Below are 13108 nucleotides of genomic sequence, written 5' to 3'. Positions count from 1 at the left end.
ATCTTGATAGCGGACTTTTTTATGCAGAGCGAGCTGGACAGTTACGACCGTAGGATACTGGCGCTGCTTCAAGAGGACGCCTCGCTGTCCAGTGCCCAGATCGCCGAGCGGGTGGGCTTGTCCCAGTCGCCGTGCTGGCGCCGGATCCAGCGGATGAAGGAAGAGGGGATTATCCGCAGCCAGGTGACGCTGCTGGATCGCAAGAAGATCGGCCTTGACACGCAGATCTTCGCCGAAATCAAACTCAACGCCCACGGTCGTTCGAATTTCACCGAGTTCACCGAGGCGATCCGCGGCTTTCCCGAAGTGCTGGAGTGCTACGTGTTGATGGGAGCGGTGGACTTCCTGCTGCGCATCGTCACAGCGGACATCGAGGCGTATGAGCGTTTCTTTTTCGAAAAGCTGTCGATGGTGCCGGGAATCCAGGAAGTGAATTCCATCGTGGCGCTTTCGGAGATCAAGTCCACGACGAGTCTGCCGGTAATGCGCTGATTTCGGTGGAGGGTCTGTGGGCCTCATCGCGAGCAGGCGCTCCCACAGGTTGTTCCGGGTGAGTCGCAGTAGTCGCGACACCGTCCAAACCCTGTGGGAGCGAGCCCTGCTCGCGATGGCGGTATTACAGGCGCAACAAAGTCTTCCAAGCCCGATTCTGATACACCGCAATCGCCTGGTGTTTGCGCGCGTCCAGGGCTTCGTCGGTAATCGGTGCGTTGGCCAGTTGCGCCAGTTTGTTCAGCTCGCCATAGAGACGGTCCATTTCCGGGACGTCCAGCACCTGGCGGGCGTGGTGCAGCCAGACCTGGATGCGTTCGATACGCGGCAATTGCTCGGCGAGGTCTTCCGGCTGCTGCTGGTAGCGTTGCAATTGCAGGGAGGTTGCTTCCTCGCACAGCAGGCGCGGCAGCCAACTGCCCAGTTGCGCCGCGCCCTGGCGGTTGCCACGGGTGTTGCGCTCGACGGCCCAACTGCGGGCCAGCAGCCAGCGCGAGGTATTGAGGGAGAACAGGCCCCAGCGTGGATCCTGCAGCTCTTCGAGGAACTGCTCCGGTGCCGCCTTGCGCACGTCCTCATCGTCCAGGCCGGCCTGGACGAGCGGGCGCCAGTCTTCCAGCAATGCATCCAGGGCAATGCGCAAGTCATGGGTCGATTGGCGCGGGGCGGCCTGGCCGAGGCTGCTGAGCAGGGCGCGCAGTTCGACGAGGTTCTCCACCCAGTCCTGCAAAAGGCGCCAATGGCCGTTGAAGCGGTATTGCTCGGCCAGACGCTGGCTGCTGCCCAGCAGGTGCCAGCTCAGCGCGGCGAAGGCATCGTCCAGCGGCATTTCAGCGACCAGTTGCGGCGCCGGCAGGCTCAGGGCATAGCTGGCCGCGTCATGCAGACGATAGCCGCGCTCGGCCTTGCTGATGTCGCAAGGCATCAGGGGCAGGGTCTCGGCCAGTTCGGCGGCCAGTTCCAGCAGGGCGGCGGGATCGCCTTCGCGCAGTTCCAGTTCGAGCTCGCAGATCTCTTCCTTCTGCTTGCCGACCACCACATGGCCCAGGTCGAGTGCGGCTTCGATGACCACCTTGCTTTTGCCCCGGCCCCAGGCGATTTCCGCGCGTTCGCGAACGAAGTCAGTGGTGAAGATAGCCTTGAGGGTTTTCTTGTCCAGGTCCGCCAGGACCTCGGGCCAGCATTCGCCGTCGAGTTTCTTCAGGTCGAGCCTGGCCTTGGGCAGGTGCCAGTCGTATTCGTTGCGCTCGGACAGGCCGGCAATGCTCTGGCCGCGGGTCTTGAGGGTCTGGATCACCTCCTCACCGTCGCGACGTAGGCGCAGGGCGACCTTGGCTCGGGCCAGGTCACGCTCCGGCGTGTCGAAGTACTGGTTCATCAATTCGTGGCGTTCCCAGCCACTTTTGTTGCGTTTTTTCAGTAGCGGGTGCTCGCGCAGGGCTGCCAGGGTCTCGCGGCTGACGCGGAGTTTGATTTCGGTTTCTTTCTGCATGGCCGGAAAATCCAGGGATCGGGGTGCGCAGCCGGGAAGGGTGTGGCTGCCAAGGTCGTGCAGTGTACAGGAGTCATTCGTCCTACGTGCCGCGACGGTTTCTTCCTTGCGCCGGATGGTTCTATGATGAACGCCAAATCGTAAGCCCGGAGTCAGCGATGCCTTTGCCGTCCATGAAAGATCAGTTCGCTGCGCTGATCGCCACGCCTTCGGTCAGTTGTACCCAGCCGGCGCTGGACCAGTCCAACCGTGCCGTGATCGAACTGCTGGCAGCCTGGCTCGGGGACCTCGGTTTCCTCTGCGATATCCAGCAGGTCAGCCCCGGCAAGTTCAATCTGCTGGCAACGTACGGCAGCGGTCCCGGAGGGCTGGTGCTGGCCGGCCACAGCGATACGGTCCCGTTCGACGGTGGGCTGTGGCAGACCGATCCGCTGAAGCTCACCGAGGTCGAGAATCGCTGGGTGGGTCTCGGCAGCTGTGACATGAAAGGCTTCTTTGCCCTGGCCATCGAAGCGCTCAGGCCTCTGCTGGAGCAACCGTTCAAGCAACCTTTGTTGATTCTCGCCACCTGCGACGAAGAAAGCTCCATGGCCGGCGCCCGGGCGCTGGCCGATGCCGGACGGCCATTGGGGCGCGCAGCGATCATCGGTGAGCCGACCGGCCTGCGACCGATCCGCCTGCACAAAGGCGTGATGATGGAGCGCATCGACATCCTCGGGCGCAGCGGCCATTCATCCGATCCAAGCCTGGGTCACAGCGCCCTCGAAGCCATGCACGACGCCATGGGCGAATTGCGCGGCCTGCGTCTGCAATGGCAGCGGGAATTCCGCAATCCCCAGTTCACGGTGCCACAGCCGACCCTGAACTTCGGCTGTATCCATGGCGGCGACAACCCCAACCGGATCTGCGGCCAGTGCTCCATGGAATTCGACCTGCGACCCTTGCCCGGCATGGACCCGCAGATGCTGCGAGCGGCCATCCAGCAAAAGCTCGACCCCATCGCCGAGCGTCATAAGGTCAGGATCGACTATGCGCCGCTGTTCCCTGAAGCGCCGCCGTTCGAGCAGCCCGAGGACTGCGAGCTGGTGCGCGTGGCCGAACGACTGACCGGCTACCGTGCCGAAGCAGTGGCGTTTGGCACCGAAGCGCCTTATCTTCAGCGCCTTGGCTGCGAAACCCTGGTGCTCGGCCCCGGTGATATCGCTTGTGCCCACCAACCGGGTGAGTACCTCGAAATGTCACGTATACAACCTACCGTGCAGTTGTTGCGGCAACTGATCGGACATTATTGCCTGACGCCGGCCACGGCTGACTAAATCGCCCCCTCGCGGGCCCGTATTCATGAGGAGAGCGCGCGTGTCGCCAAGCCTGTTCCGACGATAACCACCAGCCCGCTGTGCGTTCTGTTCCGTCTTTTTTCGGCTGTTATTTATTACAGGCTCAGGTTCATGCCCGAATACGTCAATTGGCTTCGTCACGCTTCGCCCTACATCAATGCCCACCGCGACTGCACCTTCATCGTCATGCTCCCCGGCGATGGGGTGGAGCATCCCAATTTCGGCAACATCGTCCATGACCTGGTGCTGTTGCACAGCCTCGGCGTACGGCTGGTGCTGGTCCATGGTTCACGCCCGCAGATCGAGGCCCGCCTGGCCGCGCGAGGCCTGACCCCTCATTACCATCACGGCATGCGCATCACCGATGCGGCGACGCTTGAGTGTGTGATCGACGCGGTTGGTCAACTGCGCATCGCCATCGAGGCGCGCCTGTCGATGGACATGGCGTCTTCGCCCATGCAGGGCTCGCGGTTGCGGGTAGCCAGCGGCAATCTGGTCACCGCACGGCCCATCGGCGTGCTGGAGGGCGTGGATTACCACCACACCGGAGAGGTGCGTCGGGTCGATCGCAAGGGCATCAACCGCCTGCTGGACGAGCGTTCCATCGTGCTGCTGTCGCCTCTGGGCTATTCGCCCACCGGTGAGATTTTCAATCTGGCCTGCGAAGACGTCGCCACCCGGGCGGCCATCGACCTGGCGGCCGACAAGTTGCTGCTGTTCGGCGCCGAGCAGGGGTTAATCGGCGAAGACGGCCGGCTGGTGCGCGAATTGCGTCCGCAGCAGGTTCCAGCCCACATCCAGCGCCTGGGCAGCGACTATCAGGCCGAGCTGCTGGACGCCGCGGCCCAGGCTTGCCGTGGTGGTGTGGCCCGCAGTCATATCGTCAGCTATGCCGAGGACGGTGCCCTGCTGGCCGAGCTGTTCACGCGCGACGGCAGCGGCACGCTGGTAGCCCAGGAACAGTTCGAAGTCGTTCGCGAGGCGGCCATCGAAGATGTCGGTGGCTTGCTGGACCTGATCAGCCCGCTGGAGGAGCAGGGGATCCTGGTGCGTCGCTCCAGGGAAGTGCTGGAGCGTGAGATCGAACAGTTCAGCGTGGTGGAGCGCGAAGGCATGATCATCGCCTGCGCGGCGTTGTACCAGATCGCCGATTCGGATGCCGGCGAGCTGGCGTGCCTGGCGGTGAACCCGGAATACCGCCACGGTGGCCGGGGCGATGAATTGCTTGAGCGGATCGAGACCCGTGCCCGCGCCCAGGGACTCAAGACCTTGTTTGTACTCACCACCCGCACTGCCCACTGGTTCCGTGAGCGAGGCTTCGAGCCCAGCAGCGTCGACCGGCTGCCGGCGGCGCGGGCCTCGCTCTATAACTACCAGCGCAACTCGAAGATCTTCGAGAAGCCGTTGTAGCTTTCATTCCCCGTAGCCGTGCGCCTGGCTGCTCTTTTTGACTTCAGACAATGAATTGTCGGTGGACGAAGCCTGAAGATTGCAGCCAGCAGCAACTGCGCTCCGCAAGCGTGAGCGCCGAGCCCCGCCGCAGCCCATGAGATAGAGCGTTCCTCGGGCTGAAAAACTGCCGACGAAAGGACCGTTCAGCAATCCGCGGCCTGGCCGATATCCATATCTCAGTTTGACGATGCTTTGATGGCAGCTATATTTCAAAATAATCTGAAAACTATGGAAACAATTCTTTTTGGAATTATAAAGAATCCATTATTCTTCCGGCCGGTATCGCGGGGTTAGACCATGGTCGTAATCACAAATGGTTACGATTGACTTGCCAGTCACAGTCTGGCGCTAATCGCGCATCCGCGGATTCAGGGCATTCGACCCGGAACCAAAGAAACACAAGAATTAGAAAACGAGAGGAGCGAAGCATGAACAAGTCCACCTTGGCCCTGGCTGTGGCCGTTGGGGTATTGGCGCAGCAGGCAGGCGCCGCCGGTTTCATCGAAGACAGCAAGGCGTCTGTCAGTTCCCGCACGCTGTATTTCAATAACGATAACCACGACGGCGCCGAAGACCTGCGCGAAACGGGCACCGGCCTCAAGTTCGACTACAAGTCGGGCTTCACCCAAGGCGTCGTTGGTTTCGGTATCGACGCTCAGGCGTTGGTTGGCATTCGTCTCGATGGTGGGAGGGGGCGCAATAATGGCTCCTACATGCCAAGCGACACCGATGGTTCGGCAGTCCATGATTGGAGCCGTTTGTCGGGTAACGTGAAGGCGCTTTTCTCCAAGACCGAGGCTCACCTGGGTGGCGCACTGCAGCCTAACCTGCCGATCCTGGTGGCCAACGACAGCCGTCTGCTGCCACAGACCTTTGAAGGTGGCACCATCACCTCCAAGGAAATCGACAATGTGACCTTCAACGCCGGTCAGTTGGAACATGCCACTGGTCGTGCTTCGAGCAACAGCACCGGTCTGGCAGTGGCAGGCGGTACCGAGGACAGCAACCAGTTCCGTTTTGCCGGTGCTGACTGGAAAGTCACCAAAGACCTGACCCTGCAGTATTACTACGCCAACCTGCAAGACTATTACAAACAGCACTTCCTGGGCGCCGTACACGTTTTCCCGATCAGCGAAGGCCAATCCTTCAAGACCGACCTGCGTTACTTCGACAGCAGTTCGGATGGTCGTAACGGCGATGCGGGATACCGGTTCAACAACAACAATGGCTATGCCAAGACCCCGGGCGAGGTCGATAACAAGACCTGGAGCGCCATGTTCACTTATACCCTCGGCGGCAGCGCCTTCCTGCTGGGTCACCAGCAAGTCGGTGATGACGGCGGCTTCGTATACCTGAACCAAGGCAACGTCGTTAACGGCAACGGACGCCCAGAAGGTGCCGGTGGCGCGAGCTTCTACCTGTTCACCGACAGCATGATCAACGGGTTTGTCCGTGCCGGTGAAAACACCACCTTCGGTCAATACTCCTACGACTTCGCTTCCTTGGGCGTACCAGGCCTGAAAGCCTCGGTTGCCTACCTGCGTGGTGACGACGTCAAATCCGCCACCGCGGGTGGCAGCGATTACTCCGAGTGGGAACGCGACATGCGTGTGGATTACGTAATCCAGCAAGGCGCATTGAAAGGCTTCGGTACCACCCTTCGTCAGGGTACCTATCGTAGCAGCGGTGCAGGCGAAAGCCAGGATCAGACCCGTCTGATCTTCAACTACACCTACAACTTTATGTAAGGCGTAGAACCCAAAAAAGCCCCGCCCGGCGACATGCCCGGCGGGGCTTTTAGGTTTTCGGTGTCAGACGGCGGTCTCTGTCGAGTCCTTACGCAGTATGCACGCGCTGAACGCCAGGAAATCGCCCAGGTGCCGGGTAATGATGGCGATCAGGATGGGCAGTTGCAGTGCTTGGTAGTCATGCACAGCGATATTTCTGAAACCCACTATATTCTTCAGGTTTTTCACCAGGTCTTCGGCGATCCAGCCAGCTTGATAAAGCAACTCGAACACGTCCCGGGCACTTTGCGGGACGCCCAGGCGTTCGCGTCGAATCAGATGTTGCCCCATGTCCAGCGCCGCTTCACAGGCCCGCTGGATATTTAGAACCGCCGAATCCTGGCGGGTGAGGTCCGTGGCGAAGGTGGCAGGGTTCTTCTCGTACTCCTCCCTCACCCTGGCGACGCAGCGTTCAATACTCGCTGCTTTGTTGATCAGTACATCATCGGCCATACACGGAGCCTTTTTCCTGAATATCCTTGAGCAAGCCTGCTCGTGCTGCGTCGAAGGCGGTTTTTTCGCTGAGGATGAAACTCTCGTATAACCCGGCCTGTACGTCCCTGGCCCACAATCGCTGGCCTCGAGTCACGATCTGGTACTGCATCACGGTGGTTGTCGCACGCAGATCGATCAGATCCACCGGAACGTTGGCTATATCCGCCATATCTCCTGCAATCTGCCATAACCGCATCGGGTCTATTTCGCCGGATACGAGCACGGCCATATCGACATCGCTATCGGGGCCTGCGGTTCCTTGCGCATGGCTGCCAAACAGATACACCGCCAACAAGTCGGGTAATTGATCCTGCAGATGAATCAACAACGCTTGAATGTCCATGCCGCCTATCCTAGCCGCTCGTTCCGGCATCGGGTCAACAATTTGATAGGCATGTCAGGAAATGTTGAAACGAAAAAAAGCCCCGCCCGGCAACATGCCTGGCGGGGCTTTACGTTTTCGAGTCAGGCCCACCCCTGTAGCCTTTCTCGAAACGACTCCTCTTTTCAGCAACTCGAGGCCTTCTCGAACCTCGTCGCGGATCTTCGGCCCATTAGATAGGTCAGCGCCAGTGAACAGTTTTTTATATTCTTAATAGTTCTAGCCAGATCAATATTTATTCTTTTTAAAAGGACCAGAACCGAGGCACAGTCAGGTTCCACAACACCTCACAAGGAGCCGCACCATGAGCCTCAGACTCGGCGACATCGCCCCTGATTTCGAACAGGATTCCAGTGTCGGCAAAATCCGTTTCCACGAATGGCTCGGCGATAGCTGGGGCGTGCTGTTCTCTCATCCGGCGGACTTCACGCCGGTGTGCACCACCGAACTGGGATTCACCGCCAAGCTCAAGGATGAGTTCGCCAGGCGCGGCGTCAAGGCGATTGCCCTCTCGGTGGATCCGGTGGATTCCCATCACAAGTGGATCGAGGACATCAACGAGACCCAGAACACCGTGGTCAATTTCCCGATCCTGGCCGATGCCGATCGCAAGGTGTCGGACCTGTACGACCTGATCCATCCAAATGCCAGCGATACCTTGACCGTGCGCTCGCTGTTCGTGATCGACCCGAACAAGAGGGTCCGCCTGACCATCACCTACCCGGCCAGTACGGGCCGCAATTTCAACGAGATCCTGCGGGTGATCGATTCCTTGCAACTGACCGACAACCACAAAGTCGCCACCCCGGCCAACTGGCAGGACGGTGACGAAGTAGTGATCGTGCCCTCGCTCAAGGATGAAGAAGAGATCAAGCGGCGCTTCCCCAAAGGCTATCGGGCGGTGAAGCCCTATCTGCGCCTGACACCGCAACCGAATCGTTAATACAAAACCTGAACCTGCGGGAGCGAGCTTGCTCGCGATGGCGGTGAAACAGTCGACATCGACGCTGCAGATCCAACGCCATCGCGAGCAAGCTCGCTCCCACAGGTTGGTCTTTTCTGTGCACAAGGGTTTTCGGCCGTTTCGACGGCCTTTTTTTGCGCTCAGGAAAGTTGACGGCATATCTCTGTATCGAATAACCAAATGAATAAATATGATTTAAAGATATATAAGTCGGCTGTTATGGTTGGCTCCATACAGCGAGATCGCCCACCGCGAATCGCACGTGACATTTAAGGAATGGTTGGCATGTTGGTCGTCTCACTCGGTGGCAGTCCCAGCCAGCGATCCCGTTCCGGGGTGCTGCTGGAGCGTTCGCAACGCTGGTTGCAGCAGCAAGGTGTGGAAGTGGTGAGTTATCAGGTGCGCGATTTTCCGGCTGAAGACCTGCTGCATGCGCGTTTCGACAGCCCGAAGATCATCGACCTGCTCCAGCAGATCGAGAACGCCGACGGTCTGCTGATCGCAACGCCGGTGTACAAGGCCTCGTTTTCCGGTGCGCTGAAGACCGTGCTGGACCTGCTGCCCGAACGCGCCCTGAGCCACAAAGTCGTGCTGCCCATGGCTACCGGCGGCAGCATCGCCCACATGCTGGCGGTGGATTACGCCCTCAAGCCCGTGCTGTCGGCGCTCAAGGCGCAGGAGATGCTTCATGGGATCTTCGCCGAGGACAACCAGATCGCTTATGGCGAAGGCAGCGCCCAGGCGCAATTGACGCCGGCCTTGCAGAAGCGCCTGGATGAGGCGCTGGAACAGTTTTTCAGCGCCATGGCCCGCCGGCCCCGGCCCTTGGACCCCCGCGTTTTGAATGAACGTTTGTTGAGTGCTCGCTGGAGCATCTGAATGTTGTAACCCCAGTTTCAACTCACCTTACTCAGCCGCCAACGGCCAAGCAGGTGCAGCCAAAACCCCACAGCAAAAAGGAGAGGCGCCATGCGCACTGTCATTTTGCGTCGCGGGCTGGTCGCTCTGTTTACTGCGGCTGTGTCCTTCGGCGCCACGATCCAGGCTCAAGCCGAGACCTTGCGGATCGGTTATCAGAAATACGGCACCCTGGTGCTACTCAAGGCCAAGGGCACTCTGGAAAAACGCCTCGCGGCCCAAGGCGTGGACGTGCAATGGACCGAGTTTCCCGGCGGTCCGCAATTGCTGGAAGGCCTGAACGTCGGCTCGATCGACTTCGGCGTGACCGGTGAAACCCCGCCGGTGTTTGCCCAGGCGGCCGGCGCCGACTTGCTTTACGTCGCCTACGAGCCTCCGGCGCCCGACAGCGAGGCGATCCTGGTGCCCAAGGGCTCGCCGATCCAGTCGGTACAAGACCTCAAGGGCAAGAAAGTCGCGCTCAACAAGGGTTCCAACGTCCATTACCTGTTGGTGCGAGCGCTGGAAGACGCCGGCCTCGAATATTCCGACATCCAGACGGTCTTCCTGCCGCCGGCCGATGCCCGCGCCGCATTCGAGCGCGGCAGTGTCGACGCCTGGGTGATCTGGGACCCGTACCAGGCCGCCGCCGAACAACAATTGCAGGCCCGCACCCTGCGTGATGGCAAAGGCATCGTCGACAACCATCAGTTCTACCTCGCCACCAAGCCCTATGCGCAAAAGCATCCACAGGTCATTACCGCCTTGGTGGACGAAGTGCGCGCAGTCGGCGAGTGGTCCAAGGCCAACCCCGAAGACGTGACCAGACAGGTGTCGCCACTGCTCGGCCTGCCCGCCGACATCACCCTGACCTCGGTCAAGCGCCAAGGCTACGGGGCGCTGTTCCTCAGCCCGGACGTGGCGGCGGCGCAGCAGAAAATCGCCGACAGCTTCTATCAGCTCAAATTGATTCCCAAGCCCTTGAGCATCAAGGACGTGATCTGGACGCCGCCAGCGGCGGTTGCGAACGCGCAGTAATTCGATCCCTTCAGGAGACCACTCCATGAGCCTCAATATTTTCTGGTTCCTGCCTACCCACGGCGACGGCCATTACCTTGGCACCGCCGAAGGCGCTCGCGCCGTCGACCACGGCTACTTGCAACAGATTGCCCAGGCGGCGGATCGGTTGGGTTTCGGCGGTGTGCTGATCCCCACCGGGCGCTCTTGCGAGGACTCCTGGCTGGTGGCCGCTTCGCTGATTCCGGTCACCCAGCGCCTGAAATTCCTGGTTGCCCTTCGCCCCGGAATCATTTCCCCGACGGTGGCGGCGCGCCAGGCTGCGACGCTGGACCGGTTGTCCGGCGGGCGGGCGTTATTCAATCTGGTCACCGGCGGCGACCCGGATGAGCTGGCGGGCGATGGCCTGTTCCTCGACCACGAGCAGCGCTACCAGGCTTCGGTGGAATTCACCCGCATCTGGCGCCGGGTGCTGGAAGGCGAGACCGTGGATTACGACGGCGAGCACATCAGCGTGAAGGGCGCCAAGTTGCTCTATCCACCGATCCAGCAGCCGCGCCCACCGCTGTATTTCGGCGGTTCTTCCGAAGCGGCCCAGGACCTGGCGGCCGAGCAGGTGGAAATGGTCCTGACCTGGGGCGAGCCGCCCGAGGCCGTTGCGGAAAAAATCGCTCAGGTCCGAGCCAAGGCCGCGAAGCTGGGCCGTACCGTGCGCTTCGGCATCCGCCTGCATGTGATCGTACGGGAAACCAATGCCGAAGCCTGGCAAGCCGCGAACCGGCTGATCTCCCATCTGGACGACGACACCATCGCCCGCGCGCAGGCTTCTTTGGCGCGCTTCGATTCGGTGGGGCAGCAACGCATGGCCGCGCTACACGGCGGTCGTCGCGACAAGCTGGAGGTCAGCCCCAATCTCTGGGCCGGCGTCGGCCTGGTGCGTGGCGGTGCCGGCACAGCGCTGGTGGGCGATGGTCCTACCGTGGCGGCGCGGGTCAAGGAATATGCCGAGCTGGGCATCGATACGTTCATCTTCTCGGGTTATCCACATCTGGAAGAATCCTACCGCGTGGCGGAGTTGCTGTTCCCGCACCTGGACGTCGAACGCCCGCAATTGCCGAAGAGCGGTGGTTACGTGAGCCCGTTCGGTGAAATGGTCGCCAACGATATCCTTCCCAAAGCCGCATCCCAGAGCTGAGGCGGCCATGAAGAAAGTTATCCACAACCTGGCGCCCTGGGCGGTGCCGCTGCTGTTGCTGGCGGTGTGGCAGCTGTCGGTCTCGGCCGGCTGGCTGTCCACACGGATCCTGCCGGCACCGGTGGCGGTGATCGAGGCCGGGGTCAATCTGGTACGCAGCGGCGAGATCTGGACACACCTGGCCATCAGCGGCTGGCGCGCGGCGGTCGGGTTCCTGATCGGTGGCGGTATCGGCCTGACCCTGGGCTTCATCACTGGCTTGTCGAAATGGGGCGAGCGGCTGCTGGACAGTTCAGTGCAAATGGTCAGGAACGTACCGCACCTGGCGCTGATCCCGCTGGTGATCCTGTGGTTCGGCATCGATGAGTCGGCGAAGATTTTCCTGGTGGCCCTGGGCACGCTGTTTCCGATCTACCTCAATACCTACCACGGGATCCGCAACGTCGATCCGGCATTGGTGGAGATGTCCCGTAGCTACGGCTTGTCCGGTTTCAGCCTGTTCTGGCAGGTGATCCTGCCGGGTGCCTTGCCTTCGATCCTGGTGGGCGTGCGGTTTGCCCTGGGCTTCATGTGGCTGACGCTGATTGTGGCGGAAACCATTTCCGCCAGCTCCGGCATCGGCTACCTGGCGATGAATGCCCGGGAGTTCCTGCAAACCGACGTGGTGGTGCTGGCGATTCTGCTGTACGCGGTGCTCGGCAAGCTGGCCGACCTTGCCGCCCGAGGACTTGAGCGAGTGTGGCTGCGCTGGCACCCGGCGTACCAGGTCAACAAGGGAGGTGTCGCATGACTGCGCAACAACCTCCGCGTCTGCTGCGCGGCATCCCTCTGGCGGTGCGCAAGTTGCAAAAGACCTTCGGCTCGCGCCAGGTGTTGCGCGACATTGACCTGCACATCCCCGCCGGGCAATTCGTGGCGGTGGTCGGCCGCAGCGGCTGTGGCAAAAGTACCTTGCTGCGCCTGCTGGCCGGCCTGGATCAGCCGTCTGACGGCCAGCTACTGGCCGGCTCGGCGCCGCTGAGCGCTGCACAGCAGGACACTCGACTGATGTTCCAGGAAGCGCGCTTGCTGCCCTGGAAAAAAATCATCGACAACGTCGGTCTCGGGCTCAAGGGCAACTGGCGGCCGCAAGCGCTACAGGCACTGGAAGCCGTAGGCCTGGCCGACCGCGCCGAGGAATGGCCGGCGGCGCTGTCCGGCGGGCAGAAACAACGGGTGGCCCTGGCCCGCGCCTTGATCCATCAGCCGCGCCTGCTGTTGCTCGACGAACCATTGGGAGCGCTCGACGCGCTGACCCGGATCGAGATGCAACAGTTGATCGAAAACCTTTGGCAGCAACATGGCTTCACCGTGCTGCTGGTGACCCACGACGTCAGCGAAGCAGTGGCGATTGCCGACCGGGTGATCCTGATCGAAGACGGCCAGATCGGCCTTGACCTGGCCATCGACCTGCCACGCCCCCGGGCCCGTGGCTCTCATCGGCTGGCGGCGCTGGAAACCGAAGTCCTCAACCGCGTGTTGTCCTTGCCCGGCCAACTCCCGGAACCCGAACCCGTTTCACCCCTGCCCACGCAGCTGCGTTGGGCGCAATGAAGCGG

General features: G+C 61.2%; 13 protein-coding genes. 10 read left to right on the top strand and 3 right to left on the bottom strand.

All coding sequences use genetic code 11. The annotated features are described in order from the left end of the window. Positions 1–21: 21 nt before the first annotated feature. Positions 22–492 (top strand): Lrp/AsnC family transcriptional regulator, encoded by a 471-nt coding sequence (locus tag ACLEJQ_RS14250; RefSeq protein WP_440795972.1) that lies wholly within the window; start codon positions 22–24, stop codon positions 490–492. A 124-nt stretch (positions 493–616) separates the two neighbouring features. Here ACLEJQ_RS14250 and ACLEJQ_RS14245 read toward each other — a convergent pair whose 3' ends face one another. Then, the gene (locus ACLEJQ_RS14245) at positions 617–1984 is read right to left on the bottom strand and encodes a CYTH domain-containing protein (protein ID WP_440795970.1); all 1368 of its coding nucleotides are present in this window, start codon (positions 1982–1984) and stop codon (positions 617–619) included. A 158-nt stretch (positions 1985–2142) separates the two neighbouring features. On the opposite strand from ACLEJQ_RS14245, the gene argE reads away from it, so the two are divergent. From argE to ACLEJQ_RS14230, 3 genes are all read left to right on the top strand, one after another. Beyond that, the gene (argE, locus tag ACLEJQ_RS14240; RefSeq protein WP_440795968.1) at positions 2143–3300 is read left to right on the top strand and encodes an acetylornithine deacetylase; all 1158 of its coding nucleotides are present in this window, start codon (positions 2143–2145) and stop codon (positions 3298–3300) included. Positions 3301–3432: 132 nt separating this feature from the next. Continuing rightward, the gene (gene argA, locus ACLEJQ_RS14235) at positions 3433–4731 is read left to right on the top strand and encodes an amino-acid N-acetyltransferase (protein WP_440795966.1); all 1299 of its coding nucleotides are present in this window, start codon (positions 3433–3435) and stop codon (positions 4729–4731) included. Positions 4732–5201: 470 nt separating this feature from the next. Next, entirely contained in the window at positions 5202–6521 is a 1320-nt protein-coding gene (locus tag ACLEJQ_RS14230; protein WP_440795964.1) for an OprD family porin, read from the top strand. Positions 6522–6584: 63 nt separating this feature from the next. On the opposite strand, the gene hepT is transcribed toward ACLEJQ_RS14230, so the two are convergent. Both hepT and mntA read right to left on the bottom strand, forming a co-directional pair. Continuing rightward, positions 6585–7013 (bottom strand): type VII toxin-antitoxin system HepT family RNase toxin, encoded by a 429-nt coding sequence (gene hepT, locus ACLEJQ_RS14225; protein ID WP_440795962.1) that lies wholly within the window; start codon positions 7011–7013, stop codon positions 6585–6587. Continuing rightward, on the bottom strand, positions 7003–7398 hold the full coding sequence (gene mntA / locus ACLEJQ_RS14220; RefSeq protein ID WP_440795960.1) for a type VII toxin-antitoxin system MntA family adenylyltransferase antitoxin: 396 nt from the start codon (positions 7396–7398) through the stop codon (positions 7003–7005). The genes hepT and mntA overlap by 11 nt, the downstream gene beginning before the upstream one ends. Positions 7399–7741: 343 nt before the next feature. On the opposite strand from mntA, the gene ACLEJQ_RS14215 reads away from it, so the two are divergent. The 6 genes from ACLEJQ_RS14215 to ssuB all read left to right on the top strand — a co-directional run bounded on the left by ACLEJQ_RS14215 (position 7742) and on the right by ssuB (position 13103). Further along, a complete protein-coding gene (locus ACLEJQ_RS14215; protein ID WP_440795958.1) occupies positions 7742–8380 on the top strand; it encodes a peroxiredoxin in 639 nt (212 codons plus the stop codon). 306 nt (positions 8381–8686) lie between these two features. Further along, positions 8687–9280, top strand: coding sequence for an NADPH-dependent FMN reductase (gene ssuE / locus ACLEJQ_RS14210; protein WP_440795956.1), 594 nt, complete (start codon positions 8687–8689; stop codon positions 9278–9280). Positions 9281–9370: 90 nt separating this feature from the next. Next, complete coding sequence (locus ACLEJQ_RS14205; protein ID WP_440795954.1) at positions 9371–10336, top strand: sulfonate ABC transporter substrate-binding protein; 966 nt, start codon at positions 9371–9373, stop codon at positions 10334–10336. 25 nt (positions 10337–10361) lie between these two features. Next, positions 10362–11510 (top strand): FMNH2-dependent alkanesulfonate monooxygenase, encoded by a 1149-nt coding sequence (gene ssuD, locus ACLEJQ_RS14200; RefSeq protein ID WP_440795952.1) that lies wholly within the window; start codon positions 10362–10364, stop codon positions 11508–11510. Positions 11511–11517: 7 nt separating this feature from the next. Continuing rightward, positions 11518–12300: an aliphatic sulfonate ABC transporter permease SsuC gene (gene ssuC / locus ACLEJQ_RS14195; RefSeq protein WP_440795950.1), complete on the top strand. Its 783-nt coding sequence runs from the start codon at positions 11518–11520 to the stop codon at positions 12298–12300. Then, positions 12297–13103: an aliphatic sulfonates ABC transporter ATP-binding protein gene (gene ssuB, locus ACLEJQ_RS14190; RefSeq protein WP_440795948.1), complete on the top strand. Its 807-nt coding sequence runs from the start codon at positions 12297–12299 to the stop codon at positions 13101–13103. Before ssuC ends, ssuB begins: the two co-directional genes overlap by 4 nt. Positions 13104–13108: the final 5 nt, after the last annotated feature.

The sequence above is a fragment of the Pseudomonas sp. SMV71 genome (assembly GCF_052042015.1).
In the GTDB taxonomy this organism is placed as follows: Bacteria; Pseudomonadota; Gammaproteobacteria; order Pseudomonadales; family Pseudomonadaceae; genus Aquipseudomonas.
Note: the sequence above shows the minus strand (reverse complement) of the source record. Positions and strands in the feature narration are given on the sequence as shown.

Coding starts and splice junctions, on each gene's coding strand:
- ACLEJQ_RS14250 (WP_440795972.1), top strand. CDS start 22: ATGCAGAGCGAGCTGGACAGTTACGACCGTAGGATACTGGCGCTGCTT.
- ACLEJQ_RS14245 (WP_440795970.1), bottom strand. CDS start 1,984: ATGCAGAAAGAAACCGAAATCAAACTCCGCGTCAGCCGCGAGACCCTG.
- argE (WP_440795968.1), top strand. CDS start 2,143: ATGCCTTTGCCGTCCATGAAAGATCAGTTCGCTGCGCTGATCGCCACG.
- argA (WP_440795966.1), top strand. CDS start 3,433: ATGCCCGAATACGTCAATTGGCTTCGTCACGCTTCGCCCTACATCAAT.
- ACLEJQ_RS14230 (WP_440795964.1), top strand. CDS start 5,202: ATGAACAAGTCCACCTTGGCCCTGGCTGTGGCCGTTGGGGTATTGGCG.
- hepT (WP_440795962.1), bottom strand. CDS start 7,013: ATGGCCGATGATGTACTGATCAACAAAGCAGCGAGTATTGAACGCTGC.
- mntA (WP_440795960.1), bottom strand. CDS start 7,398: ATGGACATTCAAGCGTTGTTGATTCATCTGCAGGATCAATTACCCGAC.
- ACLEJQ_RS14215 (WP_440795958.1), top strand. CDS start 7,742: ATGAGCCTCAGACTCGGCGACATCGCCCCTGATTTCGAACAGGATTCC.
- ssuE (WP_440795956.1), top strand. CDS start 8,687: ATGTTGGTCGTCTCACTCGGTGGCAGTCCCAGCCAGCGATCCCGTTCC.
- ACLEJQ_RS14205 (WP_440795954.1), top strand. CDS start 9,371: ATGCGCACTGTCATTTTGCGTCGCGGGCTGGTCGCTCTGTTTACTGCG.
- ssuD (WP_440795952.1), top strand. CDS start 10,362: ATGAGCCTCAATATTTTCTGGTTCCTGCCTACCCACGGCGACGGCCAT.
- ssuC (WP_440795950.1), top strand. CDS start 11,518: ATGAAGAAAGTTATCCACAACCTGGCGCCCTGGGCGGTGCCGCTGCTG.
- ssuB (WP_440795948.1), top strand. CDS start 12,297: ATGACTGCGCAACAACCTCCGCGTCTGCTGCGCGGCATCCCTCTGGCG.